General features: G+C 63.9%; 24 protein-coding genes. 14 read left to right on the top strand and 10 right to left on the bottom strand.

What is annotated here, in order from left to right; genetic code table 11:
* Positions 1-28 precede the first annotated feature (28 nt).
* Positions 29-604, bottom strand: a complete 576-nt coding sequence (locus tag ACNJYA_RS12260; RefSeq protein ID WP_036007689.1) for a hypothetical protein — start codon at positions 602-604, stop codon at positions 29-31.
* Between the two features lie 47 nt (positions 605-651).
* Entirely contained in the window at positions 652-1,188 is a 537-nt protein-coding gene (locus tag ACNJYA_RS12255) for a GcrA family cell cycle regulator (protein ID WP_439366494.1), read from the bottom strand.
* 153 nt (positions 1,189-1,341) lie between these two features.
* Between ACNJYA_RS12255 and ACNJYA_RS12250 the strand changes: the two genes are divergently transcribed.
* Positions 1,342-1,950, top strand: coding sequence for a S24 family peptidase (locus ACNJYA_RS12250; protein ID WP_036045323.1), 609 nt, complete (start codon positions 1,342-1,344; stop codon positions 1,948-1,950).
* Positions 1,951-2,055: 105 nt separating this feature from the next.
* Positions 2,056-2,331, top strand: coding sequence for a hypothetical protein (locus ACNJYA_RS12245; protein WP_212255341.1), 276 nt, complete (start codon positions 2,056-2,058; stop codon positions 2,329-2,331).
* A gap of 37 nt (positions 2,332-2,368) precedes the next feature.
* Here ACNJYA_RS12245 and ACNJYA_RS12240 read toward each other — a convergent pair whose 3' ends face one another.
* Positions 2,369-3,343 (bottom strand): quinone oxidoreductase family protein, encoded by a 975-nt coding sequence (locus tag ACNJYA_RS12240; protein ID WP_212255339.1) that lies wholly within the window; start codon positions 3,341-3,343, stop codon positions 2,369-2,371.
* Between the two features lie 224 nt (positions 3,344-3,567).
* Between ACNJYA_RS12240 and ACNJYA_RS12235 the strand changes: the two genes are divergently transcribed.
* The 3 genes from ACNJYA_RS12235 to ACNJYA_RS12225 all read left to right on the top strand — a co-directional run bounded on the left by ACNJYA_RS12235 (position 3,568) and on the right by ACNJYA_RS12225 (position 6,246).
* On the top strand, positions 3,568-3,768 hold the full coding sequence (locus tag ACNJYA_RS12235) for a hypothetical protein (protein WP_027545881.1): 201 nt from the start codon (positions 3,568-3,570) through the stop codon (positions 3,766-3,768).
* A 148-nt stretch (positions 3,769-3,916) separates the two neighbouring features.
* Positions 3,917-4,864, top strand: coding sequence for an AAA family ATPase (locus ACNJYA_RS12230; protein ID WP_036007771.1), 948 nt, complete (start codon positions 3,917-3,919; stop codon positions 4,862-4,864).
* Between the two features lie 5 nt (positions 4,865-4,869).
* On the top strand, positions 4,870-6,246 hold the full coding sequence (locus tag ACNJYA_RS12225) for a vWA domain-containing protein (protein WP_212255337.1): 1,377 nt from the start codon (positions 4,870-4,872) through the stop codon (positions 6,244-6,246).
* Positions 6,247-6,265: 19 nt separating this feature from the next.
* Here ACNJYA_RS12225 and ACNJYA_RS12220 read toward each other — a convergent pair whose 3' ends face one another.
* Entirely contained in the window at positions 6,266-6,442 is a 177-nt protein-coding gene (locus ACNJYA_RS12220) for a hypothetical protein (protein ID WP_172785505.1), read from the bottom strand.
* A gap of 350 nt (positions 6,443-6,792) precedes the next feature.
* Between ACNJYA_RS12220 and ACNJYA_RS12215 the strand changes: the two genes are divergently transcribed.
* A complete protein-coding gene (locus ACNJYA_RS12215; protein ID WP_172785506.1) occupies positions 6,793-7,014 on the top strand; it encodes a hypothetical protein in 222 nt (73 codons plus the stop codon).
* An 8-nt stretch (positions 7,015-7,022) separates the two neighbouring features.
* Here ACNJYA_RS12215 and ACNJYA_RS12210 read toward each other — a convergent pair whose 3' ends face one another.
* From ACNJYA_RS12210 to ACNJYA_RS12200, 3 genes are read right to left on the bottom strand one after another with little or no spacing between them, the layout of a single operon-like run.
* Positions 7,023-8,405 (bottom strand): NCS2 family permease, encoded by a 1,383-nt coding sequence (locus ACNJYA_RS12210; RefSeq protein ID WP_172785507.1) that lies wholly within the window; start codon positions 8,403-8,405, stop codon positions 7,023-7,025.
* A 13-nt stretch (positions 8,406-8,418) separates the two neighbouring features.
* Positions 8,419-10,284, bottom strand: a complete 1,866-nt coding sequence (locus tag ACNJYA_RS12205) for an adenine deaminase (RefSeq protein WP_439366492.1) — start codon at positions 10,282-10,284, stop codon at positions 8,419-8,421.
* Positions 10,285-10,296: 12 nt separating this feature from the next.
* Complete coding sequence (locus tag ACNJYA_RS12200) at positions 10,297-10,959, bottom strand: TetR/AcrR family transcriptional regulator (RefSeq protein ID WP_439366491.1); 663 nt, start codon at positions 10,957-10,959, stop codon at positions 10,297-10,299.
* 214 nt (positions 10,960-11,173) lie between these two features.
* On the opposite strand from ACNJYA_RS12200, the gene ACNJYA_RS12195 reads away from it, so the two are divergent.
* A complete protein-coding gene (locus ACNJYA_RS12195) occupies positions 11,174-12,187 on the top strand; it encodes a formamidase (protein ID WP_439366490.1) in 1,014 nt (337 codons plus the stop codon).
* 85 nt (positions 12,188-12,272) lie between these two features.
* Positions 12,273-13,592, top strand: a complete 1,320-nt coding sequence (locus ACNJYA_RS12190) for a dicarboxylate/amino acid:cation symporter (protein WP_172785511.1) — start codon at positions 12,273-12,275, stop codon at positions 13,590-13,592.
* A 12-nt stretch (positions 13,593-13,604) separates the two neighbouring features.
* Here the strand turns inward: ACNJYA_RS12190 and ACNJYA_RS12185 are convergent, their stop codons facing one another.
* Positions 13,605-14,978 (bottom strand): hypothetical protein, encoded by a 1,374-nt coding sequence (locus ACNJYA_RS12185; protein WP_439366489.1) that lies wholly within the window; start codon positions 14,976-14,978, stop codon positions 13,605-13,607.
* A gap of 107 nt (positions 14,979-15,085) precedes the next feature.
* Positions 15,086-16,342, bottom strand: coding sequence for an allantoate amidohydrolase (locus tag ACNJYA_RS12180; protein WP_439367469.1), 1,257 nt, complete (start codon positions 16,340-16,342; stop codon positions 15,086-15,088).
* Between the two features lie 397 nt (positions 16,343-16,739).
* Between ACNJYA_RS12180 and ACNJYA_RS12175 the strand changes: the two genes are divergently transcribed.
* Genes ACNJYA_RS12175 through ACNJYA_RS12150 form a run of 6 tightly spaced genes read left to right on the top strand, consistent with a single transcriptional unit; the run spans position 16,740 to position 22,617 of the window.
* The gene (locus tag ACNJYA_RS12175; RefSeq protein ID WP_172785513.1) at positions 16,740-17,852 is read left to right on the top strand and encodes a BMP family ABC transporter substrate-binding protein; all 1,113 of its coding nucleotides are present in this window, start codon (positions 16,740-16,742) and stop codon (positions 17,850-17,852) included.
* Positions 17,849-18,961, top strand: coding sequence for an ABC transporter permease (locus tag ACNJYA_RS12170; protein ID WP_439366488.1), 1,113 nt, complete (start codon positions 17,849-17,851; stop codon positions 18,959-18,961). Before ACNJYA_RS12175 ends, ACNJYA_RS12170 begins: the two co-directional genes overlap by 4 nt.
* A 1-nt stretch (position 18,962) precedes the next feature.
* Positions 18,963-19,889: an ABC transporter permease gene (locus ACNJYA_RS12165; RefSeq protein ID WP_025037674.1), complete on the top strand. Its 927-nt coding sequence runs from the start codon at positions 18,963-18,965 to the stop codon at positions 19,887-19,889.
* Between the two features lie 18 nt (positions 19,890-19,907).
* Entirely contained in the window at positions 19,908-20,591 is a 684-nt protein-coding gene (gene biuH, locus ACNJYA_RS12160; protein ID WP_063688390.1) for a biuret amidohydrolase, read from the top strand.
* Complete coding sequence (locus tag ACNJYA_RS12155) at positions 20,588-22,120, top strand: ABC transporter ATP-binding protein (RefSeq protein WP_172785516.1); 1,533 nt, start codon at positions 20,588-20,590, stop codon at positions 22,118-22,120. Before biuH ends, ACNJYA_RS12155 begins: the two co-directional genes overlap by 4 nt.
* Positions 22,121-22,131: 11 nt before the next feature.
* A complete protein-coding gene (locus tag ACNJYA_RS12150) occupies positions 22,132-22,617 on the top strand; it encodes a nucleoside deaminase (protein WP_172785517.1) in 486 nt (161 codons plus the stop codon).
* An 85-nt stretch (positions 22,618-22,702) separates the two neighbouring features.
* On the opposite strand, the gene ACNJYA_RS12145 is transcribed toward ACNJYA_RS12150, so the two are convergent.
* Entirely contained in the window at positions 22,703-23,806 is a 1,104-nt protein-coding gene (locus tag ACNJYA_RS12145) for a hypothetical protein (RefSeq protein ID WP_260380129.1), read from the bottom strand.
* Between the last annotated feature and the right edge of the window lie 392 nt (positions 23,807-24,198).

Genomic DNA, 24,198 nt, shown 5'->3' with positions numbered 1-24,198 from the left:
CGGCGGCCGAACCGCCGGCGCCTTGCAATCATCCACGCCGGCCCCCGCGCGCCGTTCCCGTCTCCGTCGCAAAGCCGTAGATCAACGCCAGCCGGTCCAAACATTCGCGAAAACGCCGCGCGAAGTAATCGTTCCAGCGTTGCGTCCGGACGGCACGACGCTGCCCAACCTGATCCATGGTCAGACCCAGCACCAGCACGTCGTGCACCAGCGCGGCGCCGTCGGTGCCGAGCTCTCGCTCGATCCGGTTGAGCCGCAGCACCGCCTGACGCTGGCTCTCGGTGACGGGCTCGCGCGTGCCGGTGCCATCGACATATTCGCGCGTCGTATCCACCGCCTGCGGGCCCCGCTCGGCCCGCTCCCAATCGTTCTGGAAGGCGCGCCCGCCGCGGTATTGCGCCTCGTCGATCTGGTGGTGCGCGTGCAGTCGGCCGAGCGGATCGCCGCGGACCGACCGGATCGCCAGGATCTTCTCGCCGGAATCGAGCGCGAGCGGATTGTCGACCTCCACCTCCGCGATCTCGGCGTTGAACGGCACCTCCCGCGACCGCCGGTCATAGATCTGCGCCAATTTATAGGACTTGTTGCGTCGGGCACGAGCCACTCGGATATTCCTTGCAAGACTGAGGGGTTGAACGGAGGGCGGCACCGTCAGAGCGCCGAGACCAGCTTCAGCACGACGGGGCCTGCGGCACGGGCAGCCGACGCAGCCTCGGAACGGCGCGCCAGGCGGGCATGCGGCGCGCAATAGCTGGAGCCCGGCTGGCGCGCATGGCCACAGAAGGTGATCTCCTCACCGTCCTTGTCGCCGCCATAGGGATATCGGCAGTGGGCCGGCTCGAGCTCGACCAATTGGATCAGGCGCGGTTGGATGCCGACACACCGCAACTTCACCCGCGCCGCAGGCTTCATGGCGGACTTCGGCGGCAGATTGAGGCTCGGCCACGCCACCCCGCGCGGCGAAAGCAGGCCGGGTTCACCCGGCAAGGGCGGCGCGAGCGCCGGGCTCGTCATCCATTGCGGCACGATGAGCCCGAGCCGCTTGGCGCGGCCGACCACCGCGCTGCGCGTATAAGCCGTTCCAAACCTTGCGTTTATCTGTCTTCCGATCTCCGCATAAGAAATCCCTTTGAGAAAATAGTCGCGAAGCGCGTCGGAGTGCTCCGACGGCCAATGGCCCGGTTCCATGCTGCTGTCCTGTGATGCGCCTCCACCCGCGAGGCGAGACACACATTCCGTTATTCCGAATGCAGAGTCAAGCCATATTTCTGATATTCATAATTGCATCAATTCCGAATTTCGGATTACAAGAGGCAACGTTGCGCAATCGAGGGAATCACCATGTTGGACGTAGCAATGATCGAGCGGGGCCTGGAGAAGACGGGCAAGAGCAAGGGCGGCCTGGCTGCGGCGATGGGCGTGCGACCCGGCGCGGTCTCGGAGATTCTCGGCGGCGAGCGCCTGGTGAAGGCCTCGGAGATCATTCCGATCATGGAATATCTCGAGCTCAATCTCGCGCCGATCATGGGCCGGGTCGGAGCCGGCGCGGTGATCGAGCCGGACTACGAACAGGTTCCGCCGGAAGGGCTCGGCGACGTCGCATTGCCGTTCCCGATCATGGAAGAGACGATCGCATTCGAGATCGTGGGCGATTCGATGCTGCCCAAATACGAAAGCGGCGACGTGATCGTCGTCTACAAGGACCAGCGCCATCCGTTGTCGAGCTTCTACGGCGAAGAGGCGGTGGTCCGACTCAAGACCGGCGAGCGCTACCTGAAGACCATCGAGCGGGGCAAATCCCCCTCCGTGGTCAACCTCACGAGCTTCAATGCCAAGCCGATCGTCGGCGTCAAGCTCGACTGGGTCGGGGAAATCTGCCTGTCCATGCCCAAGGGGCAGCTTGAGCGGCTGCGCGCGAAATCGGCGCGCCCGCGCAAGAAGGGCAAATGAGAGGACCCGGCGATTTCTGATTTATAGAAATCGCCATTGACATAGTTCCGATTTTCAGAAATAATCTGCCGCATCCCGGCCATCGGGGTGCGGCAGGATCGTTTCATGCAATATTTCGTCGTGATGATCGATTATGGGCGGCGAGGCCGCGAGGCGGTCGTCGATCCGGAAATCACCAGGCGAGAGGTCATCTCCCGCCTCGCCTCGGGCGAGTATCGGAACGTCTCATTCATCCACGAGATTGTGGAGAACTCGGTCGAGGATGTCACCGAGGCCGTCCTGGCCGAGGCGGCCCTCCCGCAGATCGAGCCCGAGGACGTCGACCTCCAGGCGATCCGCCTCGATCACGTCCGCGACCTGCGCAAGCACGAGCCGACGTGACGCAGGCTTGAAGCCCGCGCCACCGCTCAGTCCGGCGCTACACCAGGAGAACGGTCGATCCCGTGGTCTTGCGTGCTGCAAGATCGGCATGCGCCTTGGCGGCGTCCTTCAGCGGATAGGTCTGGTGCACCTCGATCTTGACCGCGCCGGACTTGACGACGTCGAACAGCTCGCCCGCCATCGCCACCAGATTTTCGCGCTTGGCGGCATAGGTGAACAGCGTCGGACGCGTAACGTAGAGAGAGCCCTTCTGGGCGAGCAGGCCGAGATTGAGCGGCTCCACTGCGCCGGAGGACTGGCCGAACAGCGCGGCGACGCCGAGCGGCGCGAGGCAATCCAGCGATTTCAGGAACGTATCCTTGCCGACGGAATCGTAAACCACCGGCACTTTCTTGCCGCCGGTGATCTCGTCGACCCGCTTCACGAAATCTTCCCTTGTATAGATGATCACATGGTCGCAGCCATGCGCCTTGGCGAGCTTCGCCTTCTCGTCGTTGCTGACGGTGCCGATCACCGTCGCGCCGAGATGCTTGGCCCACTGGCTCAAGATCAGGCCGACACCGCCAGCCGCGGCGTGGAGCAGGATGGTATCGCCAGCCTTCACCCGGTAGGTCTGGCGGATCAGATATTGCGTGGTGAGCCCCTTGAGCATCATCGCCGCCGCGGTCCTGTCGTCGACGCCGTCCGGCAATTTCAACAGCCGGTCGGCGGGGATCAGCCGTGCCTCCGAATAGGCCCCGAGCGGCGAAGCGCCATAGGCAACGCGATCGCCCGGCTTCAGATCGGTAACGCCGGGCCCAACCTCCTCGACGACGCCGGCCGCCTCGCTGCCGAGTCCGCTCGGCAGTTGCGCCGGATAAAGGCCGGAACGGTTATAGATGTCGACGAAATTGAGGCCGACGGCGGTGTGGCGGATACGCGCCTCGCCGGGCCCAGGTTTGCCGACGCTGACCTCCTCCCAGACCAGGACTTCCGGACCACCGGTCTTGTGAAAGCGAATGGCATGCGTCATGGGCTTGCTCCCTTATCGTTGAGGTGAAGGTCCGAATACCGGATCGGCCTGTGAAATAGGCATTTGGTCCGCCCGTTACAGTATAGAAGCCGTAACAAGAATGTCACAGCGACCGACAAACGCCCGCCGTTCCGCCTCCGTTCGAAAGAGTTGATGAGGGCTCCGGGGCAACCGGCGGTAGCCTTTGTGCGGGGTTTGATGGTCGCCTGCGAAGGAGAGCCGAGATGCCAGCTTACGTTCAGCATCATCAGGACGTCGAAATCGCGCCAGTGAATTGCCCTACCTGTATGGGGTTCCTGCCGATGTATGTGCGCGAGGTCGAGCCGCATTGGAGCCTTGCCAAGATCGACTTCGTCTATGAATGCGCCGATTGCGGTGCCGAGGTCAGACAGACGATCCGCAAGCCGGAGTTGCTGCGACACTGATCGCGCCGCCGGCGAACCGCTCAACTATTTGCGCTGAACGGAAAAAACGCCGTTCACGCGGATCTGATCTCTCCCAAACGAGACTTGTTCTTTGCCGGGAACGCAGGCAGAACAAGCCTCAAAGCAAGACCTTTGGGAGCGCCATTTCGTGGCTGATCAGAAGGCCTCGACTTCGATCGAGGCAGTGGAGAGCGGCCTCGCCGCGCAGGGCTATATCGCCAGCCGGCAGATCGCGACCGCCGTCTATTTGTCGCAGCAGATCGAGAAGCCGATCCTGGTCGAAGGCCCCGCGGGCGTCGGCAAAACCGAGCTTGCCAAGGCGATCGCCGCCTGGCGCGGCATGAAGATGATCCGCCTGCAATGCTATGAGGGCCTCGACGAGGCCAAGGCGCTCTACGAGTGGAAATACGCCAAGCAGCTTCTTTATACGCAGATCCTCAAGGACAAGCTCGGCGAAGTCCTCGGCGGCGCGCAGACGCTGCATGCCGCGCTCGACCAGCTCCACGATTTCGGCGACGTGTTCTTCTCCAAGGAGTTCGTCGAGCCGCGGCCGCTGCTCCAGGCGCTTGAGCAGCCGGGCGGCTGCGTGCTCCTGATCGACGAGATCGATAAGTCGGACGCTGAATTCGAATCGCTGCTGCTGGAGATTCTCTCCGATTTCCAGGTCACGATCCCCGAGCTCGGAACCGTCTCGGCGATCACGCCGCCGACGGTGATCCTCACCTCCAACAGCGAACGCGACCTGGGCGATGCGCTGAAGCGACGCTGCCTGCATCTGCATATCGGCTTCCCCGAGCAGCGGCTCGAGGAGCGCATCGTCGAAAGCCGCGTGCCCGGCATCTCGCAAACGCTGCGCCGCCAGATGGTCGGCTTCATCCACGAGATCCGCTCGCTGGATCTGAAGAAGCTGCCGTCGGTCAGCGAGACCATCGACTGGGCGCGCGTGCTGGTGCTGCTCCAGGCTTCCGAACTCGATACCGAGATCGTCAAGGACACGCTCAACGTGCTCCTGAAATACGAAGCCGACATCGAGGCCGCGACGCCGCAGGTGACGACCTTCATTGCCAAGGCGGCCCGGTCCAACGTCTTCGGTTGACGCCGATGCGCGAAAATCTCCATCGCTTCTTTCGGGCGGCGCGCGGCGCCGGCGTCCACGTCTCGCCTGCCGAAAGCATCGATGCGATGCGCGCCGTCTCGCAGGTCGGCTTTTCCGACCGGACCATCCTGCGCGACGCACTGCTGCTGACGCTCGCCAAGTCGCAGGACGAGAAGCTCGCGCTCGGCGACTGCTTTGACCTGTTCTTCAGCCAGCCGGAGCCGCGACAGGATCAGCCCGAGAGCGCCGATCAGGATGCCTCGCAGGATAAGGATCAAGCGCCCTCTTCCGGCGCGGCCAGCGATGCCGGCGGCGGTTCGTCGCAGCAGGAACCGGGCTCGCTCGCTCAGATGCTGCTGTCGCAGGATCGCAATGCCATCGCGGCCGCGATCGCCAGCGCAGCTGGCGCGGCCTCCCTATCCGACATTCGCTACTCCACCCAGCGCGGCATATTCTCCAGCCGCATCCTCGACGCCATGGGCCTCCAGCGCCTGCGCGACGATCTCGACCAGCTGACCGCGACCAACCCGGCCCTGGCCGAGCGTCTGCGCGCCGCGCTCGATGCTTTACGTGAAGCCGTGCGCGATACGGTCTCTCAGGGGCTTGCACTCTATGCCCGGGAGGAGGCCGAAAACCTCCGCAACGAGATCCTGCGCAACGCACCGCTCGCCCGCATCGAGCGGCGCCAGGTCGCCGAGATGCGCGCCCTCATCCGTCAGATCGCGCGCCGGCTGCGCGAGCGCTACTCCAAGCCGCGCAAGCGCCAGCGCCGCGGCCATCTCGACGTCCGTCGCACGCTCCGTCGCAACGCAGCCTGGGGCGGCGTGCCGTTCCTCACGGCGTGGAAGCGCAAGCATCGCGACCGGCCGAAGATCGTCGCGCTGTGCGACGTCTCGGGCTCCGTTGCGCAAGTCTCCGACTTCTTCCTGCTGCTGATCCATTCGCTGCACGAGGTGGTCGACGATGTCCGCTCGTTCGCCTTCTCTTCGCACCTGATCGAGGTCAGCGAGATCCTGGAGACGAAGTCGCCGGAGGAAGCGATGTCCGAGATCATGTCCAAAGTCGGTTTCGGCTCGTCAGATTACGGCTCCTCGCTGGTCGATTTCGAGAAGGAGTTCATGAGCACGCTGACGCCGCAGACCACGGTGATCGTGCTCGGCGATGCCCGCAGCAACAATCTCGACCCACGCGCCGACATTCTGCGCCGGATCTCCGAGCGCTCGAAGCGGCTGGTCTGGCTCAATCCCGAGGGTCGGCTCGCCTGGGGCTTTGGCGATTCCGAGATGCCGCGCTACGCAACCTTTTGCAGCGTCGTGCGCCAATGCGCGACCGCGCAACAGCTCGAGCGCGCCGTGTCCGACATTGTGGCGACTTATCAGTAAGTAATAGCAGCCGCGAGCGTCAGGCGGCGTTCAGCTCGGCCTGATTGCACTCCCGAAAGTGATACGCGATTTCGGCGAGCGCGCGCTGCTCCCATTCTTCTGCCTGCGCCAGCCAGAACAGCCGGCGCTTCGAATCGAGCGCTGCGCGCTCGCGGCACAAGAATTCCTGACTGCGTATCTCAACCAGCCTGTTCATGCACTCCACTCCTGCCGCGTGAAGTCACTGCCCGCAAATCAACCTAACAGACTCCTGAACCTCGCGTCTCATGATTTCTGTGCATATCGCGACGCAGAATGGGACAACGATACTTCCCGTGCACTGCGGGAGCTCGCATCGCAGCATCAAGTGCGGATCATCAATTAGTGATCGGAGCTCGTGCGATATTCGTGCGCAAACGATCTTAACTTTTGTGATGCAACGAAGTGCCGCAATTTGTGAAGAGACGTTCTAAACAGCTGACCGAATTCCCGACTTATTGTCGTCGCACGGTCTTCATGCGGCGCCGCTAACAGAGGCACGCGAACCGGACGATCGCCTGAGGCAACATGAGCAACGATTTCGAATTCGATCTTTCAACCGACCAGTGGGAAGCACTGAAGGCGCTTCGCAATCCGGTGTCGAATGGTCGCCTTGCGAAGGCTTATGTCGTCAAGAGCCTGGTCGAACTCGGCCTTGTCTTTGTCGATGACGGTGTCCCTGCAATGACACCGGCCGGGCGAAAGGCTTTGGTGCGCGGATCTTGCAGGTTGCTGGACCTCGCGGCCTGACGCACACGTCAAAAGATCTGTGCGATCACGATGGCGTAAGCGACGAACACGGCGCCAAGTCCCCACACCATCGCTGGAATCTGCGACCGCCGACCGATGGACACTTCCAGCGCGATGTAGCTCAACGTACCCAGGGCCATTCCGTTGATGAGATTGTTGGTCAACACGGTCACCAGCAACGTCAGCACGATCGGAACCGCATTGACGAGATCCGTCATGTCGATGCGGGCAAGCCCCTGCATCATCAGCACGCCGACGAGCACCAGCGCCGGCGCGGTCGCTTGCGGCGGAATGATGACGAAGATTGGCCAGAAGAACAGCGCGAGAAAGAAGAATCCCGCAACGGTCAGGGAAGTCAGGCCGGTGCGACCGCCGGCCTGCACACCGGTGATGGATTCGATATAAGCCGTGACGACGGACGTCCCGAGCAGCGGCCCCACGATCGAAGCCGTCGCGTCGGTCGCGAAGGCCGCCGTGGCGTTCGGGATCGAGCCATCGGGCTTGCGCAAATTGGCAGCGCCCGTCACGCCGATCAGCGTGCCCAGCGTCGAGAAGAATTCGGCGCACAGGAAATAGAACAGCAGCGGCAGCGCCACAACGAAATGGCTGAAGAGATACTCGATATCGAGGGCCATGAAGGTGCTGGTCGGCCAGCGCGGCCACGACAGGATGGCCGATGGCATCGACGTCACCATCTTGCCGTTGGCGCCAGGAACGAAGAAGCCGATCGCGGTCAGCAACACAATCGACAGGATCAGCGCCGCCGGCACTCGGCGCGCCACCAGTACCGGCGTGAGCAGGAGTCCGAACAACGTCAGCAGCACCGGCGGGCTGCGCAACGATCCCATGGCGATGTAGGTCGACGGATTCTGGACGACGAATCCCGCGCCTCGCAGCGCAATGAAGACGATGAGGGTCCCGACCGCCGCCTGGATGCCGATCTTCAGCGCTTCGGGCACATCCTTCGCGACCTTCTCCCGCAGTTTCGACAGGCTGAGGATCAGGAATAGCACGCCGGTGAAGGCGACCATGGCAAGCGCGCCCTGCCAGGGCATGCCCATCTGCTTGACGATGACATAGGTGAAGATGACGTTCGAACCCATCGCCGGCGCTACGGCGAGCGGCAGATTGGCCCACAACCCCATCAGCACCGAGCCGAAGATCGCCGCCAGCGCCGTGGCGCTGACGAGATCGGCACGATCCATTCCGGCGTTGGACATGATCGCGGGGTTGACGGCGATGATATAGGCCATTGCCGCAAACGTGGTGGCTCCGGCCATCATCTCGCGCCCGACGCTCGTGCCGCGCTCGGAGAGGCGAAAGACGCGATCGAGCAGCTTCGCGGCTGCCGGCTGCGCGGAGGCGGCTTGCGGCTTTGTCATCTCGTTCATCCCTGTCCTCCCCCTACCAGACCACCGGGTGTGCTTCGCCGGTCTGCACGTTGATGAAACCGAGCGGTGCCTGCTCGCACGGCGCTACCAGCACCCAGCTCCAGGGCGCGCAGGTCAGCGTTGCAAACATCAGCCGTTCCGGGAATCCCGGATACCAGCGCGGCCGGAATGTCGGCTCGTACATCCAGTCGACCTTGCGCCCTTCTGCGTAGAGCGCCTGCATCTCGGCATCGAGCGCTTGCGCCGAGCGGCAGCTCATCAGCCCGCCGACCTCGAACCGCACGGTGGCGACGAGCTCGCCTTCGCGCACCAGCGCCCATCCGCCTTGAAGTTCGACCAGCGCGTTCACCGCCTTTGCCATCGCCGCGTCGGACGAGCCGACCACCCAGAGATTGTGCTTGTCGTGCGCCACCGAGCAGGCGAGCGCCGTCTCCGGCGTACGCGGGCCACAGCCGCGCCAGAACATCTTTGCGATGCGCCCGTCGCCGGAGAACCGGTCGACGATGGCAAATTTTGTGATGGCCTCGCTCTCGTCGCGCTGCACCGCCCCGTCGCGCACCGGCAGGTCGAGCGTGTAGAACTCAGGATGCCAATGGAAGGGGCGGATCACCGCCGCTTTCATCGTGGCCCGCCCTGACTCAGCCCGCAGCTCGAAATCCTCAGGGTTGATCGTGCGCCTGATATTGACGGTCTTGGTCGCCCATTGCGGCCATTCGATCTTGGGCACTTGGCCGAGATAGCGCATGCCCTCGGACACCTGCGCGCCGTCGGCCCACACTTCGGCGATCGTAAGCTTGGCAACATCGGACAGCAGCACGACATCGCCGAAGCGCCCCGGCGCTAGACTGCCGACGAACGGCGTGAGACGCATGTGCCGTGCCGGATTGATGGTGAGACACTGGATCGCGATTTCCGGCGCAAGGCCGGCCTCGATCGCGACCCGCGCATTATGATCGCTCGCGCCGAGTTCGAGCGTGTGGCTGGCACTGCGGTCATCGGTGGCGAACGCAACCTGCGACCAGTCCTGCAAACCCTTCGCGAGCAACCATTTGACGATCTCGTCCATGGCGTAGACGCGCAGCTCGACAAAGAGACCGCGCGTGAGCTTGTCCCAGGTTTCCTCGGGCGTCTGCACCTCGTGGTCAGACGCGAGCCCGGCCGCGGCAAAGGCGTTGATGGACGGCAGATCCCGCAGGCCCGACGCGTGGCCCTCGACGACGCCGCGCGCAGCGAAAGTCGCCTCGATCATGCCCCAGAGCCGCTTGTAGGACGGGTTGTCGGGATTCCACACCGCCGGCCAGTCCATGACCTCGTCGAGGCCGGTGACCATCAGGCTTTCGCTCATGAAGCGTGCCTGTTCGTCGCGGCCATACCAGCCGCCGCCCCACTCATATGCGGTCGGCGGCACAGCCGAGCCGGGTTGCGGAAAGATCTTCAGCGGCGAGCCGCGACGGCGTGCCTCGAACCAGAATTCGAGATTGCGCGCACCGTTGACGTTGGAGAATTCGTGGCTCGCCTCGCAGGTCCAGGTATTGCCGTGCGGCAGCACCAGCGCCGCTTCCCATTCGGGCGTCAGATGCGAGCTTTCGATATGCTTGTGCACCTCACCGAAGCCGGGCACAGCTGCAAGATCCGGCCGATGCATACGCTCGCGGACCTCGCCGGGATAACTGCCGGCCGGGCCCACCCACGCGATCCGCCGGCCCTTGAAGACGATCTCCTGGTCCTCGCTCCACGTGCGGCTGTGCACGTCGAGCAATTTGCCGACCCGCAACGAACGATCGGCCGGGCGACGACCGAGCGCCGTCAGCACCAGGTCCTGGCGAATGCGCACCTCGTCAGGCGCATTGATCAGGAGATCGTCGGGTATCGCGTTCATGGCTGCCTCACTCTATGCCGGTGCTTTCGCAGCCGCGGTCCGCTTCCGAGGTGGTTTGCGCCCCTTGCCGGCGCGCGCAGCAGCGGCATCGCGCTGACGCACATCCTTCAAAAGGGTCGTGAGCGCCCATTCGATCGCGTCGGCGATCTCGGAGCTCGTCATGCCGAAATCCTCGCGCATCGCGTTCCAGGCCAGCACGTTGTTGAGGTAGGACGCGAGAGCTTCGGCCTGGCGGACGTCCTTGGCGGTGAGATGGCGCACGAGCGGCGCCATCGCCTTGCGATGCTGGTCAATTAGGTGCCGTCTGAAGCCTGCACGCACCCGGCGCCCCACCCGCGTTATCGCAATGGCGCGCGCCAGATGCGGATGACGGTCGAACCGCTTGCACAGCTTGCGGAAGATCTCGGGAAGCTCGTCGGGCGAGGTGAAGGGAATGTAGCTGAAGACGTTGTTCTCGATCCACTCGCCGGCCGCGGCGAACAGCTCCGCACGGGTCTTGAAGTGCCGATAGATGGTTCGCTCGGCCACCTTCGCGCGCTTGGCCACCGCGGCCATCGAGATGTCGTCGGCCTCCTCGTCCTCGAGCGTCGCAACAAAAGCGGCAACGATGCGCTGCCGCGTCATCTCGGCATATTCGTCACGAATGCTGACGGTATGTCGCTCTGCTGTACTCATGTCATAAGTCTGACACCGGTCGATTTTGCGGGTCAAGCCGAGACTTGAGGCACGTGGCGCTGCAAGAATAGGCGCCCGCCGGCTCGGGGGAACTGGTACCCCACGTTAGCACGACTGCCGCCTGAAAAATGGACTTTTGCGCATCGCCAAAATCGGATTTGCTCCGCCGAGAACTGCGCGCAACGGCGCCGCGCGGGTAGCAAGGGAGCTGATCATGAACGGGCTTGGCGGACTGAACAAATCGCCTGAGGGCGTCGTGATTGGGCTGGTTCAGTTGCAGCTACCGAACGTCGTCACCCGCGCCGATCTCGCCAGGCAAACCGAGCGCATCGCCTGGATGGTCGGCAAGGCCCGCCGCAATCTCTCCACCATGGATCTGGTGGTCTTCCCCGAATACTCGCTGCACGGCCTCTCGATGGACACCAATCCGGAGATCATGTGTCGGCTTGACGGACCGGAGGTCGCGGCCTTCAAGCAGGCCTGTGTCGACAACAGGATCTGGGGCTGCTTCTCCATCATGGAGTTCAACCCGCATGGCAATCCCTACAACTCGGGCCTGATCATCGACGACCACGGCGAGATCAAGCTCTACTATCGGAAACTTCATCCCTGGATTCCGGTCGAGCCATGGGAGCCCGGTGACATCGGCATTCCCGTGATCGAGGGCCCGAAGGGCGCCAGGATCGCGCTGATCATCTGCCATGACGGCATGCTCCCGGAGATGGCACGGGAATGCGCCTACAAAGGCGCGGAGATCATGATCCGCACCGCCGGCTACACCGCGCCGATCCGCGAAGCCTGGCGCTTCACCAACCAGGCCAATTCGTTTCAGAACCTGATGGTCACCGCAAATGTCTGCATGTGCGGCTCGGACGGCTCGTTCGATTCCATGGGCGAAGGCATGATCGTCAATTTCGACGGCACCGTGCTGGCGCATGGTACGACCGGCCGTGCCGACGAGATCATCACCGCAGAGGTCCGGCCGGACCTCGTGCGCGAGGCGCGCATCAACTGGGGCGTCGAAAACAACATCTACCAGCTCTGGCACCGCGGCTATGTCGCGGTGAAGGGCGGCGCGATGGACTGCCCCTACACCTTCATGCAGGACATGGTCGCCGGCACCTTCCGACTGCCGTGGGAAGACCAGGTCAAGGTCACCGACGGCACCTCGTGCGGCTTCCCGGCCCCGACGCGGATGTTCGGCAAGACGGCGAAGGCGGCGGAATAACCCGGTTTCTCGGGCGTGACCGCGACATTCTGGCACGGTTGTTGCTCCTCTCTGACGTCCAGGACGTGTCAAAGGGGAGTGCACCATGTCGACCATCGCCGCGGCACCCGCCGCCGAGCCGAAGCCGCTCTACACCTCGCTGTTCGTCCAGGTCTTGGCTGCGCTGGTGCTTGGCGTCATCCTGGGGATGGCCGTTCCGAACTTCGCCATCAGCCTCAAGATCCTCAGCGATGCCTTCCTGAAGCTGATCTCGATGATCGTGGCGCCGATCGTGTTCTGCGTCGTCGTGCATGGCATTGCCGGCGCCGGCGATCTCAAGAAGGTCGGCCGCGTCGGCGTCAAGGCGTTGATCTATTTCGAGATCATGACGACGGTGGCCCTCGTGGTCGGCCTCTTGCTCGCCTACATCTTCGGTCCCGGCCACGGCATGAACATCGATCCCTCGACGCTGGATGCCAAGGCGCTCAACACTTATGCCGACAACGCCCACAAGCTCTCCGGCGGCGGCATCGGTGCCTTCCTGATGAACGTGATTCCGACCACCTCCTTCGATGCGCTGTCGCGTAACGACGTGCTTCAGGTGCTGTTCTTCGCGGTTCTGTTCGGCATCGGTCTGGCGCTCGTCGGCGGCGAGAAGGGCGCGCTCGTCACCTCCATGATCGACGCAGCCTCCACCGTGCTGTTCCGCGTCATGGGGCTCATTGTGCGGGTTGCGCCGCTCGGCGTGCTCGGCGCGGTCGCCTACACGGTCGGCAAATATGGCGTCGGCTCGCTGAAGCAGCTCGTGTCGCTGGTGATGCTGTTCTACGTCTCGGTCGGCATCTTCGTGCTCGGTGTGCTCGGCGGCGTGATGGCGCTCGCCGGCATCAACATCCTCAAGTTCCTCGCCTACCTGCGCGAGGAGCTGACCATCGTGCTGGCGACGGCATCCTCGGACGCGGTGCTGCCCCAGATCATGAAGAAGCTGGAGCGCATGGGCGTGAAGGATTCCGTCGTCGGTCTCGTCATTCCGACCGGCTATTCCTTCAACCTCGACGCCTTCTCGATCTACCTCACACTCGCCGTCGTCTTCATTGCGCAGGCCACCAACACGCCGTTGTCGTTCGGCGACCTGCTGCTGGTGCTCGGCGTGTCCTTGATCACGTCGAAGGGCGCACATGGCGTGCCGGGCTCGGCGATCGTGATCCTCGCCGCGACCTTGAACGCGGTGCCGAGCATCCCCGCGATCGGCCTCGTGCTGGTGCTGTCGGTCGACTGGTTCATCGGCATGGCCCGCGCGCTCGGCAACCTCGTCGGCAACTGCGTCGCAACCGTCGTGGTCGCGGCCTGGGAAGGCGATCTCGACCGCAGCAAGGCAGCCAAGGTGCTGGAGGGCGGCGAGGTGGTCGACGTGACCGCGGGATAGCGGTTCGCGGGATCAGTCATTCCACTGGAGGAGTGGCGTGCCGTACGCCCGCCTCCAAACCGACAGGAAGCGCGGAAACCACGAGTGGGCCACGGCGCCCTTATAGGCCCAGGTGCGATACTTCAGACCCTGCTCCGAGATCAGCTCCTGATAGCCGCCGTGGACCTCGGTCGCGGTGCGAATGTCCTTCAGGATTCCTTGCGCGCAGGCCCGGTAGATCGCACTCCCTGAGGCCTCATCAAAGTCGAGCATACGATCCGCAAACTCGACATTGAATGTCGGCCAGGAGGAGCGCCCCTGATAGGCGGGCGCCGCTATCTTGTGGATGATCTTGTTGCGCGGATTATCCGCCGACACCAGGAAGTGGAACGTGCTGGGAATGCGAAACCGCGGTTCGGCGATGATCAGATCCGCCGTGGCCGCGAACAGCGCGCGCTCGCTCGCCTCGCTCATATTCCAGAAGCCGCGATGCACGCTGACGAAATCCAATGCGACCGACGATGCCGGTGAGCTCGCCGGGCCGTCCAGGGAATGCCTGATATAGCCGTCCTTCCCGAACAGGCGGAGCAGGTCCCTCTTGTACTGCGCGAGGTCGCGCCCGAGCAGCCGCTTCAACTCGTTCTCGCCGACAATTCCGAGCTGCACGCCCCACACGAAGGTCGTGTAGACACAGGCATTGGTGACGAAACGCCGGCGCTCGGCGCGGGTATCCGTCGCCGCGGAGCGCGGGCCGGTGGAGTCGCACAGCAAATATCTGGTGCCGTCAGCGTCGAATGCCTCCAGCTCGCTCGCAAGCTTCAGCATCGCGCGCTTCAGGTCTCCGCCATATTCGGCCAGCAGCAAGCGGCCGGCATGCGCGCATTGCGACATCGCCAGGTAGGATGAGGCCCTCTGCTCGGCAGATAGCATCTGCTGCAGACCGGCGAGAATGCCAAGCAGCGTATCCGAGGGCCGCGAGAAATAGTTCACGCCGAGATACCGGCCGCGCCCCGCGGGGACGATGGTCGTGGTGACGACGTCGGCGCGAACTGCCTCCAGCAGCAGGCGAACGCTCTTTTCGAGCAGACGGACCCGTCGCACCGCGTCCCGCGAGTCCATGATCGTCTCGGGATCGAGCACGTCAGGATAGAACCAGGCGAAGTCGCGGGGGTAATAGGCCGATGCGTGGGGTGCGCCGGTGACCAGGAAGGCCTCGGTCAGGGAAAAGGCACTGTCCATCGAGTGCCGATAGAGGTCCGCGATGGCCGACAAAGAATGGGGCGATTGTCTCAGAAATCGATCACCGAGAAAATTGACCGCCTGAAGGGCGTTGGCGACGAAGGTCGCAGCCATCCCCTGATAAAACCGGTTCTCACGATGTGATGGAAAAGAGATGTCGCTGTTCATGTCCGTCAATCGGCTGATTGTCTCGTGACCCTCGCGATGATGGCCACCATTCTAAACATGACTGATTCGTATCTCTACCCGGTGACTTGCGGGTTCGTGACGCTTGCCTAAGCCGTACGCGGCCTGAAATTCTCGATCACCCTGAGCAGCACACGCGCGCCGGCGTCGGCATCGGCAAGCTCGACATGCTCGTCCGGATGATGGCTGATACCACCGCGGCAGCGGACGAAGATCATGCCGACGTCCGCGATGTCGATCATCGCCATGCCGTCGTGCCCTGCCCCGCTCGGCAGCTCGAACACGGAGAAGCCTTCGGCTTCGATCGCCTGCGCGATCTGCTGCTTGAGCCAGGGCGCGCAGGGCGCGGTGCGGTTCTCGTGGGTCACGTCAAGTTGGAGTCCCAATTGCCTCCGCTTGGCGATCGCCTCGATCTGGCGGACGACATCGGCCACCGCGCGCTTGCGGTGCATATCGGTCGGCGCGCGCATGTCGATGGTGAAGGATACTTCGCCCGGAATGACGTTGGTCGCGCCGGGCCTCGCCTGGATGTAGCCGACGGTGCCGACGAGGCCGCCCTCGTCGGTGCGGCAAAACTGCTCGATCGCACCGACGCATTCGGCCGCGCCGGCGAGCGCGTCGCGGCGCAGCGCCATCGGCACGGTGCCAGCATGCCCGGCCATGCCGGTGAGCCGCGCCGCAAGGCGTGTGGCGCCGGCAATCGCGGTCACGACGCCGACGGGCAGGTTCTGCGCTTCCAGCACCGGCCCCTGCTCGATGTGCAATTCGAGATAGGCAAGCAGCTCGCGCCGCGTCCGCGCGGCCGCGCCGATATGGTCGGAATCGAGGCCGAAGTGAACGAGGGCCTCGCGCATCGACACGCCATTGCTGTCGCGCGTATTCAGCACGCTCTCATCGAAAGTGCCGGCCACCGCACGGCTGCCGAGCAAGGTCGAGGCAAACCGCACTCCCTCCTCGTCGGCAAAACCGATCACCTCGATCGCAAACGGCAGGCGCTTGCCGCGGCGGTTGAGATCGGCGACGCAAGAGATCGCCGTGATCACACCCAGCGGTCCATCCCATTTGCCGGCATCGCGCACGGTGTCGTAATGTGAGCCGAGCATCAGGCAGGGCGCGCCCGGCCGCTCGCCTTCGTACCGTCCGCAGACATTGCCGATCGCGTCCAGATGCGCGCTCATACCGGCCTCGCGCATCCAACCCATGATGAGGTCAGCGGCCTTGCGCAGCTCCTTGCTGAGAAAGATGCGGGTGAGTTTTTCGGGGTCTTCCGAGATCGCGCCGAGCTCGTTGATCCGGCGAGCGATCTCATTGCTGAGCGATGCATCGTGAACGGTACCAGCGCCCATCTCGGCGAGCTTTCCATCTTCTGAGGACACGGCGGTCCTGGCGACAATCGATACAAGTTCGGTGCCAGCGAACATCACCGGCGCCGTCCCAGTCAGCGCGTGGTTAGCATGAATGCGCCTTGCCGGCCGACCGTCCAACGGCGGTCATACACATGCGCGAGCTGGTTCGGACTGCTTAACTCCACTGCATACAATATTTAGATATTGCCCATAAATTAATCTGCACCTTTCCTCGCCAAGTTCGACGCTCTCCTTATCTAGCATTTGTTTTCAAGTACTTATAACGAATTGCTCTCTTCATAGCCTCTGGCACGAAGCTTGCGACATCTGGTCCCGGCTCCGCCAAGCCGGCGCAGCCGCGAGATCAAGGCGGGACATCCGCCAAGGGGAGCGAGCAATGGATTATGGCAGGATTTCACGACGTCATTTGTTGCAGGGCGGCGCGGCCCTCACCCTCGGCGCGGCTGCGGGCCTCCGCCCGGCCTTCGCGGCCGAGACCACCATCGGCTTCATCTATGTCGGCTCGCGCGACGACTACGGCTACAATCAGGCCCACGCGCAGGGTGCGGCGGCGCTGAAGAAGATTCCCGGCCTCAAGGTGGTCGAGGAGGAAAAGGTGCCGGAGACCGACGCGGTCGAGAAGACAATCGAGTCCATGATCAATCTCGACGGCGCCACCCTGCTCTTCCCGACCTCGTTCGGGTACTACAATCCGCACATGATCAAGATGGCCAACAAGTACCCGAAGCTCCGCTTCGAGCATTGCGGCGGCCTCTGGAGCGACAAGGACCCCAAGAATGCCGGCAGCTATTTCGGCTATATCGACGAGGCCCAGTACATCTCAGGCATCGTCGCCGGCCTGACGTCGAAGAGCGGCAAACTCGGCTTTGTCGCAGCCAAGCCGATCCCTCAAGTGCTACGCAACATCAACGCCTTCACGCTTGGCGCCAAGTCCGTCAATCCAAAGGCCACCACGCAGGTGATCTTCACCGGTGACTGGTCGATGCCGGTCAAGGAGGCCGAAGCCACCAACAGCCTGATCGATCAGGGTGTGGACGTGCTCACCTGCCACGTCGATGGGCCCAAGACCATGGTCGAGAATGCCGCGCGGCGCGGCGCCTTCGTCTGCGGCTATCACACCAACCAGTCGGCGCTGGCACCCAAGGCCTATCTCACCGGCGCGGAGTGGAACTGGGAAGCGCTCTATCCGAAGTTCGTCAAGATGATCGCCTCCGGCGAAGGCATCCCGAATTTCTACCGCGGCGGCCTGAAGGAAGAGATCGTCAAGACCTCGCCCTATGGCGAAGCGGTCTCGGCCGAAGCGCGCAAGGCGGCCGACGAGGCCAAGGCAAAATTCCTGTCGGCAGAAGGCTACGCCATCTTCAAGGGTGGGCTGGTCGACAACAAGGGCAAGACGGTGATCCCCGCCGGTACCGACCGCGGCCAGAAGGATCCTGAGCTGGAGAAGATGGACTACCTCGTCGAGGGCGTGCTCGGAGCCACTTCGTGACCACGGAAGCGGCGGATTCCACGGACGCGGTCGGGACAGTCGCCCCGGCCGCCGATCCCGGTTTCCTCCAACGCCACGGCGGCACGATCGAATATGTCCTGATCCCCGGCGCGGCGCTCGTCGGCGCGCTCGCGGTGTTCGGCATCTTCGTCGCGATGTTCGGCAAGAACCCGTTAGATCTCTATTTCTACATGTATTACGGCGCGTTCGGCACCTGGTTCTCCTGGCAGAACACGCTGACGCGCGCAGCGCCCCTCATCCTCACCGCGCTCTGTACCGCGCTGCCGGCGCAGCTCGGCATGGTCATCATCGGTGGCGAAGGCGCGCTGCTGATCGGCGCGTTGTCGGCAACCAGCGCCGCACTCGCGCTTCAGGGCATGCCGCCGTTCGTCGTCCAGATCGCCATGGTCTGCGCCGGCGTGATCGGCGGCGGACTGTGGATCATGCTCTCAGGCGGCTTGCGGCAGTATCGCGGCGTCAACGAGACCATCTCGAGCCTGCTGCTCGTCTACATCGCGCTCGCGATCCTCAACCATCTGGTCGAAGGGCTGATGCGCGATCCCGCCAGCCTCAACAAGCCGTCCACCCGCGAGATCGGCGCCGCCAACATGATCGGCTCCATTCCCGGCACCGACGTGCATTGGGGCCTCGTGTTCGGCGTGATTGCCGCGATCGCCTCTTACATCCTGATCTATCACACCGTGTTCGGCTTCGCCGCGCGCGTGGCTGGCGGCAACATCCGTGCTGCGAAGATCGTCGGCCTCGGCGTCGACAAGCTGATCCTGACCGTCTGCTTCCTTGCCGGTGGCGCGGCTGGCCTTGCCGGCATGGTCGAGGTCGCCGCCGTGCAGGGACGCACCAACGCCAACCTCGCGGCCGGCTACGGCTTCACCGGCATCCTCGTTGCCTTCCTGGCGCGGCAAAATCCGCTCGCCATCATCCCCGTCGCAATCCTGCTCGGCGGCATCAGCGCCAGTGGCGGCCTGCTGCAACGCCGCTTGGGGCTACCCGATGCGTCCGTGCTGGTGCTGCAGGGCATCATCTTCGTTTTCGTGCTCGCCAGCGATGCGCTCTACGGCCGCATCGGATTTCTGAAGGGAAAATCCTGAGATGGCAGACGGATCGATCGGCCTCTGGACAGTCCCGCTCGCCGTCCTTGGCGGCGCCATTCGCGTCTCCACCCCATTCCTGTTCGTGAGCCTGGGCGAATGCATCACCGAGCGTTCGGGCCGTATCAATCTCGGCCTCGAAGGCACGCTGGTGATGGGTGCGATGAGCGCCTATGGCATCTCCTATCTCACCGGCTCTCCGTGGCTCGGCGTGCTGGCCGCCGGTATCACCGGCGCGCTACTGGGTGCGCTGCATGCCGGCATCTGCTCGCTGCCGCGCGTCAACGACGTTGCCGTGGGTATTGCCTTGATGCTGTTCGGCACCGGCCTTGCCTTCTATCTCGGCAAGCCGCTGATCGAGCCGACAGCGCCGCGGCTGCCCGCCATCGACTTCGGCTGGTGGAGCGACATCCCGCAAGTCCGCGCCGCGCTACGCATCAACGTGCTGTTCCTGATCGGCGTGGTGCTGGCGCCAATCCTTTATTGGGCCTTCCGCACCACTCGCTGGGGCTTGCTCATCCGCACCGCCGGCGAGAGCTCGGATGCCGCACGCGCGATGGGTCATTCCGTGCTGCTGATCCGCCTGCGCGCCACCATGGTCGGCGGCTTCCTCGCCGGCATTGGCGGCTCGTTCCTGTCGCTGTTCTATCCGGGAAGCTGGAACGAGGGCCTTTCCTCGGGCCAGGGCATCACCGCCGTCGCGCTCGTGATCTTCGCGCGCTGGGATCCCCTGCTCTGCCTGTGGGCTTCGCTCGCCTTCGGCGGCGCGGCGGCGCTGGGTCCGGCGCTGCAATCGGTCGGCGTCACCTCCGGCTATCACCTCTTCAATGCTGCGCCCTACATCCTGACGCTGGCGATCATGATCATCACCTGCTCGCCGAAGCGGACGCTGACCGGCGCGCCCGCCGAACTCTCGATCACACGGTAAACACGCACGAGGTCGTCCATGCCCGAGCGCTACATCAAGTCCGAGCCCTATGCCTGGCCCTACAATGGTGATCTCCGCCCGGAGAATACGGCACTGATCATCATCGACATGCAGACCGATTTCTGCGGCGTCGGCGGCTATGTCGACAAGATGGGCTATGACCTCTCGCTGACGCGGGCGCCGATCGAGCCGATCAAGCGGCTGCTCGCGGCGATGCGCAGCCAAGGCTTCCACATCATCCATACCCGCGAGGGCCACCGCCCCGATCTCTCCGACCTGCCCGCCAACAAGCGCTGGCGCTCGCGCCAGATCGGCGCCGGCATCGGCGATCCCGGCCCGTGCGGCCGCATCCTGGTGCGCGGCGAGCCCGGCTGGGACATCATCGAGGAGCTGGCGCCACTGCCCGGCGAGCCGATCATCGACAAGCCCGGAAAGGGCTCGTTCTGCGCCACCGATCTGGAGCTGATCCTGCGCGTCCGCGGCATCGAGAACATCGTGCTGACCGGGATCACGACCGACGTCTGCGTCCACACCACCATGCGCGAGGCCAACGACCGCGGCTTCGAATGCGTCCTGCTGCACGATTGTTGCGGCGCGACCGACAAGAGCAACCACGACCACGCGCTGAAGATGATCAAGATGCAGGGCGGCGTGTTCGGCGCGGTCTCGACCTCTGATGCCTTCATCGGAGCGATTTCGTGATCATCGGCGAAACGCCTCCGCCCTCGGGCGCCTTCGGCGTCGATGCCATCGCCATGACCATGCGCTTCGGCGACTTCCTGGCGCTGGACAATGTCGAGCTGAAGGTGCGGCCCGGCTCGTTCCATGCTCTGCTCGGCGAGAATGGCGCCGGCAAATCCACCCTCGTCAAATGCATCATGGGCTACTACCACGCGACAGAAGGCGACATTCTCGTCGGCGGCCGCGAGCAGGCGATCGCCAACCCGAAGGATGCCCATGCCCTCGGCCTCGGCATGGTCTATCAGCATTTTACGCTGGTGCCCGCGATGACGGTTGCCGAAAACCTCGTGCTGGCGCGCGACGACGTGCCGGCCGTGGTGAGCTGGCCGAACGAGATGAAAGAGCTGGAGGCGTTCCTTGCTCGGATGCCTTTCAAGGTGCCGCTTGCCGCGAAAGTTTCGGACATCTCTGCCGGCGAACGGCAGAAGTGCGAGATCCTCAAGCAGCTTTATCTGAAGCGCCGCTTCCTGATCCTGGACGAGCCGACCTCGGTGCTGACGCCGGCGGAAGCGGACGAGGTGCTCGGCATGCTCCGCGACATGGTCGTGAAGGGCGAGCTGACCATCCTGATGATCACGCACAAGTTCCGCGAGGTCATGGCCTTCGCCGACGAAGTCACCATCCTGCGCCGCGGCAAGCTCGCTGGAGCCGGCAAGGTTTCCGAGCTGACGCCGGATGAGATGGCACGCACCATGATCGGCGCCGAGGAGCTGACGGTGCAGCCGCCGCGCACCGGCGAAGCCGGTCAGGCCAGGCTGGAGCTGCAAAAGCTCCGCGCCCTGGACGATGCGGGCGCCGTTGCCGTGCACGATGTCTCGCTCACGGTTCGCGCCGGGGAGATCGTCGGCATCGCCGGCGTTTCCGGCAACGGCCAGCGCCAGCTCGTCGAAGTTCTGGCCGGCCAGCGCGAGGCCGAGAGCGGCGATATTCGCGTCGCCGGCGATCCCTATCACGCAAGCCGCGAGGAGATGCGGCGCCACAGGATGTCTCTCCTGCCCGAGGAGCCGCTGAAGAATGCCTGCGTCGGCGGCATGAGCGTCGCCGACAACATCGCCTTCCGCGAATTCGACCGCGCACCCTTTGCCAGCGGCGGCTGGTGGCTCAATCGCGGAGCCTTCCGGAGCGACGCCAGGAAGAAGATCGGGCAATACAAGATCAAGACCCGCACGCCTGACACGCCGATCTCGGCACTGTCCGGCGGCAACGTGCAGCGCGCTGTGCTGGCCCGCGAGCTAGGCGGCGACGTCGAGGTGCTGATCGCCGCCAACCCCTGCTTCGGCCTCGATTTCGCCGCGGTGGCGCAGATCCACGCCGAGATCATGGCGGCGCGCAACCGCGGCGCCGCCGTCCTGCTCGTCAGTGAGGACCTCGACGAGCTGCTCGAACTGTCGGATAGGCTGGTGGTGATGTTCCACGGCGAATTCGTGTATGAAGCACGGACCAGCGAAGCCGATCTCACCGTGGTCGGCCGGCACATGGCAGGACACTGAACGGAGGATCGATGGACGACGCATCAGGGCGCGACGAGCACTTCCTGCGCCTGTCCTTCGCGGTCGCCCGTCGTTCCCTCACCCATGGCAACCACCCGTTCGGCTGCATCGTCGTCGATGCCGACGGCAAGGTGCTGATCGAGACCGAGAACGGCTACATGCCGGATCGCGACGCCACCGCGCACGCCGAGCGCCTCGCAGCCACCCAGGCCTGCCGCACGCTCGATCGCGAGGTGCTGGCGAAAGCCACGCTCTATTCCTCAGCCGAACCCTGCGCGATGTGTGCGGGCGCGATCTACTGGGCCGGCATCGGCCGCGTCGTCTATGGCCTCAGCGAGCATCGCCTGCGCGGCATCACCGGCAACCATCCGGAGAATCCGACCCTCGACCTGCCATGCCGCGAGGTCTTTGCCAGCGGCCAGCGGCGGACGGAGGTCGTCGGGCCCCTGCTCGAAGACGAAGCCGAAGCGCTGCACGACGGCGTTTGGACGACGTAGCAGCACATCCCCAAAGGACCAAAGAAGATGACGCCGCGGAGGTTTGACGCGGCGCCATCGTCTTCACCTGCAGAGCATCAGGCGATCAGAACTTCACGGTGATACCGGAGTAGAGCGAGGACTCGGTGCACGCTCCGGTGCTCACCCTCGCGCCACCGACGAGCGTGGTACAGCCGACCGCGAGGTTGTGATCGAGACCAAACTTGTTCTGCCAGTAGCGGTAAGCCACCCAGACGTCCACGAAGTGCGAGTACTTGTCGCCCCAGGCCGCCTTCGACGCATCGAAGGTCAGACGGATGGGCTCCGAATTCAACTCGACCGCGGTGTTGTAGACGCCGTTCGCCGGGCTGTAGGGAAGCGGCTCGGTGTCCGTGCCCTTCTTGCCGTACCAGCCGGCGCGGCCGCTGATCGAGAAATACTGCATGTTCGGCGGCAGGAAGCCGAGGTCCATGTAGTAATTGACCTCGACGGCCCAGGTTGGCTTGAACGACGTGTTGCCGTCCGCAAGACAGGTGACGCCGGGAACGCCCGGACCGAACAGCCCGCACTGGCTGAAGGAATTGTGGTTGGCGAACTCCCAATAGACCAGCGGCGCGACATTGACGTACCCCTTGTAGGGCAGGTCGAATGCGAACTGCAGACCGCCGACGACGTCGCGCTTGGCAGCGCCGAAATACCGGTTCTCGGTATTGGCATCCATGCCGACTTCGAACGAAATGTTGTGCAGCGGGCCCGCGCTGAAGGCCTTGGTGTTGAAGAGTTCGTTCCAGCCGAAGGTCGAGCGGAACAGGCCGTAGATTTCGGTCGCACCCGCGCACGTCGCCGGCGCACCGAAGATTGTCCCCGCATTGGTGCACGGCCCCGCCGGATCATTGTGATCCGACTTGAACAGGGAGATGGTGAAGAAGTTGGTGCCGTACGCCCAGAGGTCGAAATGGGTGAACGAATAGACCTGCTTGGTGGTCTTGCTGTCGATCGACCCATCTGGCCGGAATGACCACGCGCCCGGTTGCGCAGCGTTGAAGATGTATGAGAACGTGACGCGGTTATCGATCACCAGGAAGAACGGAAGGTCTGGAGCCTTCTTGGCCGCCTTGACCGGCAGGTCCGCCGCCTGAGCCAGGCCACCGATGGCCAGCGTAGCAAGTGACAGCGCCGCTGCTGCCACTGCCGTATAACGAAACGACATCCTGAATACCCCCTCGTTTGGGCAAGCAAAAATGCGCGCCCCCGGGTGCGACATTTGCGCCGATCTCCCGGGCCGAGAAGCCTCAACTTTTCACATGGCGTGCCGCATGTTGCAGCAGCGCGCGACAGGCGACCGAAGAATCTCAGCGCTTGCGCATGGAGCGAACACACAAGGAGAGGGGCGCCGCTGCCGAACATTCCCGATTGTTTTTATTCGGATTTTCTGATTGAGCCCGAACGCAGTGCCGCATCGACGCAGCTGTTGCCGTCGCTGCACTCCTCGCGATGGACGACCGACGCGTCCATTGCTCAACATGGCGTCAGGACTGCACAGCGGGTTCCGATTTACCTTGAACCGTCACAAATTTGCAACAGAGGACCGACTCGCGGACG

This window comes from Bradyrhizobium sp. BLXBL-01 (genome assembly GCF_051853025.1).
Taxonomy (GTDB): Bacteria; Pseudomonadota; Alphaproteobacteria; order Rhizobiales; family Xanthobacteraceae; genus Bradyrhizobium.
This window is presented reverse-complemented; position numbering and strand designations above follow the sequence as displayed.

What these genes read in the sequence shown, in the direction of transcription:
- ACNJYA_RS12255 (WP_439366494.1), bottom strand. Translation starts at nt 1,188, where the DNA reads ATGGAACCGGGCCATTGGCCGTCGGAGCACTCCGACGCGCTTCGCGAC.
- ACNJYA_RS12250 (WP_036045323.1), top strand. Translation starts at nt 1,342, where the DNA reads ATGTTGGACGTAGCAATGATCGAGCGGGGCCTGGAGAAGACGGGCAAG.
- ACNJYA_RS12245 (WP_212255341.1), top strand. Translation starts at nt 2,056, where the DNA reads ATGCAATATTTCGTCGTGATGATCGATTATGGGCGGCGAGGCCGCGAG.
- ACNJYA_RS12240 (WP_212255339.1), bottom strand. Translation starts at nt 3,343, where the DNA reads ATGACGCATGCCATTCGCTTTCACAAGACCGGTGGTCCGGAAGTCCTG.
- ACNJYA_RS12235 (WP_027545881.1), top strand. Translation starts at nt 3,568, where the DNA reads ATGCCAGCTTACGTTCAGCATCATCAGGACGTCGAAATCGCGCCAGTG.
- ACNJYA_RS12225 (WP_212255337.1), top strand. Translation starts at nt 4,870, where the DNA reads ATGCGCGAAAATCTCCATCGCTTCTTTCGGGCGGCGCGCGGCGCCGGC.
- ACNJYA_RS12220 (WP_172785505.1), bottom strand. Translation starts at nt 6,442, where the DNA reads ATGAACAGGCTGGTTGAGATACGCAGTCAGGAATTCTTGTGCCGCGAG.
- ACNJYA_RS12215 (WP_172785506.1), top strand. Translation starts at nt 6,793, where the DNA reads ATGAGCAACGATTTCGAATTCGATCTTTCAACCGACCAGTGGGAAGCA.
- ACNJYA_RS12210 (WP_172785507.1), bottom strand. Translation starts at nt 8,405, where the DNA reads ATGAACGAGATGACAAAGCCGCAAGCCGCCTCCGCGCAGCCGGCAGCC.
- ACNJYA_RS12205 (WP_439366492.1), bottom strand. Translation starts at nt 10,284, where the DNA reads ATGAACGCGATACCCGACGATCTCCTGATCAATGCGCCTGACGAGGTG.
- ACNJYA_RS12200 (WP_439366491.1), bottom strand. Translation starts at nt 10,959, where the DNA reads ATGAGTACAGCAGAGCGACATACCGTCAGCATTCGTGACGAATATGCC.
- ACNJYA_RS12195 (WP_439366490.1), top strand. Translation starts at nt 11,174, where the DNA reads ATGAACGGGCTTGGCGGACTGAACAAATCGCCTGAGGGCGTCGTGATT.
- ACNJYA_RS12190 (WP_172785511.1), top strand. Translation starts at nt 12,273, where the DNA reads ATGTCGACCATCGCCGCGGCACCCGCCGCCGAGCCGAAGCCGCTCTAC.
- ACNJYA_RS12185 (WP_439366489.1), bottom strand. Translation starts at nt 14,978, where the DNA reads ATGAACAGCGACATCTCTTTTCCATCACATCGTGAGAACCGGTTTTAT.
- ACNJYA_RS12180 (WP_439367469.1), bottom strand. Translation starts at nt 16,342, where the DNA reads ATGGGCGCTGGTACCGTTCACGATGCATCGCTCAGCAATGAGATCGCT.
- ACNJYA_RS12175 (WP_172785513.1), top strand. Translation starts at nt 16,740, where the DNA reads ATGGATTATGGCAGGATTTCACGACGTCATTTGTTGCAGGGCGGCGCG.
- ACNJYA_RS12165 (WP_025037674.1), top strand. Translation starts at nt 18,963, where the DNA reads ATGGCAGACGGATCGATCGGCCTCTGGACAGTCCCGCTCGCCGTCCTT.
- biuH (WP_063688390.1), top strand. Translation starts at nt 19,908, where the DNA reads ATGCCCGAGCGCTACATCAAGTCCGAGCCCTATGCCTGGCCCTACAAT.
- ACNJYA_RS12150 (WP_172785517.1), top strand. Translation starts at nt 22,132, where the DNA reads ATGGACGACGCATCAGGGCGCGACGAGCACTTCCTGCGCCTGTCCTTC.
- ACNJYA_RS12145 (WP_260380129.1), bottom strand. Translation starts at nt 23,806, where the DNA reads ATGTCGTTTCGTTATACGGCAGTGGCAGCAGCGGCGCTGTCACTTGCT.